2 pseudogenes are annotated in these 2903 nt (G+C 58.4%); one reads left to right on the top strand and one right to left on the bottom strand.

The window, feature by feature from the left end:
• Positions 1 to 273: 273 nt before the first annotated feature.
• Positions 274 to 1723 (bottom strand): annotated as a pseudogene (locus QN224_RS33295) (ISL3 family transposase).
• A 557-nt stretch (positions 1724 to 2280) separates the two neighbouring features.
• On the opposite strand from QN224_RS33295, the pseudogene QN224_RS33290 reads away from it, so the two are divergent.
• Positions 2281 to 2903: pseudogene (locus QN224_RS33290) on the top strand (hypothetical protein); the annotation flags it as partial.

The raw sequence follows: 2903 nt of genomic DNA, 5'->3' as shown, positions 1-2903 counted from the left end.
CGAATTGCTCGACGATGGCACGATCGAGATCACTTTCGCATACCACAACGGCGACGAGGCCATACTCAAGGCCAAACCGGAGACTTCTTCAACAGCCTGCTAGAGCTCGTTTGGCAGATTTGAACCCGATCCGCAGATCACCATACCGGCCTGCGGCTTCTGAAGTGCCGCAAATAAAGGCCTGACAGAAGACCGCATTCGATCACACGGCAAAAGGGGTCAGACACTACTTGCACAACGGACGGCAACCACAGAAGTTAAACGGGTTCATCCTCAATTTCTGTGATTCAGCGGCAGCATTCTCGCCCTCATCAGTTCTGGGCCGGCGCGACCGTACATTGCATGCTTCAGCATCTTGAGGCGATTGATCTGCCCTTCGGCTTGACCGTTGCTCCAAGGGAGTTCGATTGCATTTTTGACGGCATCAATATCCCGGCGCAAAACGCTGGCGAAGCGCATGATCGCCGTGAGTTCGGTATCAATGGCATCGTCGATCCATTCATCCAGTGCCTCCGAATTCCTGCTGCGCAAGATGCCGTTGAAGCGCATGGCCAAGCCACGCATTATGGCGAAGACTGTCGAGCCCTGTTTCAAGGCATTGACCTTTCCGGCCTGACGATCGGTCAGCAGGCCGCGCGGTTTTACGCACAAAGCTGCGGCCACCACAGACGAGATCATATGGCCCGTGTCAGGATCGCGGACGGGTTCTGAAACATCCATATCCGGAGGCGGGTCGTCGGGTTGAAGGTCTTCGACTTCACGCCACACCTTCAACAGGCGCTCCAGATTGGGCGCTCGTATCCGGTCCGCCTTGCAATCTCGCTGTAGGTGAGGCCCTGCTGGCGCAAAGCTTGAAGCGTCTCGAATATTTCCTGACGGGATTGTCTGTGCGCCAAGCGGGCACGGCGCTGTTGTGACCTGGCGCTGGCGATCGCATCTTCGGAGAGAATGGGTCTCACATGGGCGTGACCATAAACGCTCATCTGTTCCTTGATCGCCGCCCTGAGATTTTTTGGACCAGATGAAAACGGTCAGCCACCTGGCGGCCCTGCGGTGCGCCCTCCCGGGCTGCCTGGGCATACAGACCACAGCGATCTCGGCTAACGACCTCGATAGTCGGACGTTCTTGCAACCATGCTTTTGCGCTCTCGACGCTGCGGTCGTCCAGAACCTCGACGACCGAATGATGCTCGAGATCGACCATGATCGTGCCGTACCGCGAGGAATGCCGCCAGCTCCGATCATCAATGCCCACAACCCGAATATTGTCTTTTTGCATGGACACCGGATTCTTGCGCTTCAATTGCCGCAAGATCGTGTCGTCGCTGACCGGCATGCCGAGCCGATGCATCAAGTGTTCACCTGGGCGACCGCCCATCCTGTGGCCAATCAAGCCCACTATCTCAGCCATCCGTTCAGTTCGTCGCATGTAGGGTGAAGCAATCTCGGGCAACCTGTCGGTGAAGGTTCGTCGCCCGCATTTCCGGTGTCTACACTGCCACCGGTTCAGCGCGAGTTTGATTTTCACAACTTGACCCTGAACAGGCAAGTCCTGGAGGCGGCGGTTGTGCCAGCCGTGCCGGTGCTGGCTTCGCGTTCCGCAATCCGGGCAGATACCGACAGGTTTCGCAGCGGCAGAAACAACCCAGTTTCCTTCATCTTGAAGGGTGATACCCAGAACTTTGACCCCTGGGCCGGGTGACCATTTCAATTGCGCTCGCATCCCGCAGATAGCAGTCGCGCCGCTAACACTCTGTTAACCACAGAAATTGAGGAAGAATCCCATTAAATGGAAAGCGACAGCGCCTCGTTCGCGCTATGCCTCCATATCATCTGCGTATGCCAGTCAACACTGGGGCTGTGCTAGACTTTAGTCGCACGCTCCTTTCTCCCTGGTTTCGAACTCTGCTGCAATCATGCGTTCACGCCACCCATTCATTGATGATAGGTCTGATTATCCTGTAGCGCGGGACAGCAGTTCAACGCCTGGCCGTTGTGTCCGGGATCTGCCGGGCCTCCCGTCGCCTGGTCTCGATTCCACGGAGCACCGCGCCATGCTGCAACAGCAGCAAAGAGGATGTACGGTGTTTGAGCGGCGCCTGAACGAAGCTCGGCAACCCGGAGCTGTCCAATGCTATAGTCGCGCTCCTTGCGCTCTGGTTGGGGCCGCTCGAGCCTCAGATAGGTTCTACCTCCGTCAGCAGTCGGTGTTCGACCGCTGCCGTTTTGTTTCCATATCTTAGGGGATTGAGCATGTTTCCATATCTTAGGGGATTGAGCATGGTTGACATGGGCCTTCGGATCAACGGGCAGGGCTTTTCGAGCGCACAGGAAGACCTGCAGCCAGAGGATCAAGGCACCCAGTCTTCCGTGGCGCGTGTCGATCAAGAGGAGCTTTGGCAGGCGGCGGATCACGCCGGTCCGCTGTCGGCCGACAGCTTCGGTTCGCAAGGCTTCGGGCAGGAGCCTTCGGCATTGGCCGCCTGGCCAGCGGCAAGCGTCAACCAGCCAAATCCGCCGACCGAGGTTGAAAGCCCCTGGGAACTAAGCCCGCAAATGTTGGCTGAGCTGACGGAGCTGATGCGAGGTCCGGTCCCGGTGGAGACCGCGAGCGAGCCCTCCAGCACAACGGCGGGGGTAGTCAGCTTTCGGCAGCCCACGGATCGAAGCACCCAGTTTTCCGTAGCGTTTGTCGATCAAGAGGAGCTTTGGCAGGCGGCGGATCACGCCGGTCCGCTGTCGGCCGACAGCTTCGGCTCGCAAGACTTCGGGCAGGAGCCTTCGGCATTGGCCCCCTGGCCAGCCCAGCCAAATCCGCCGACCGAGGTTGAAAGCCCCTGGGAACTAAGCCCGCAAATGTTGGCTGAGCTGACGGAGCTGATGCGAGGTCCGGTCCCGGTGGA

This window comes from Sinorhizobium sp. 7-81 (assembly GCF_030124405.1).
Classification (GTDB): Bacteria; Pseudomonadota; Alphaproteobacteria; order Rhizobiales; family Rhizobiaceae; genus Sinorhizobium; species Sinorhizobium psoraleae.
Note: the sequence above shows the minus strand (reverse complement) of the source record. Positions and strands in the feature narration are given on the sequence as shown.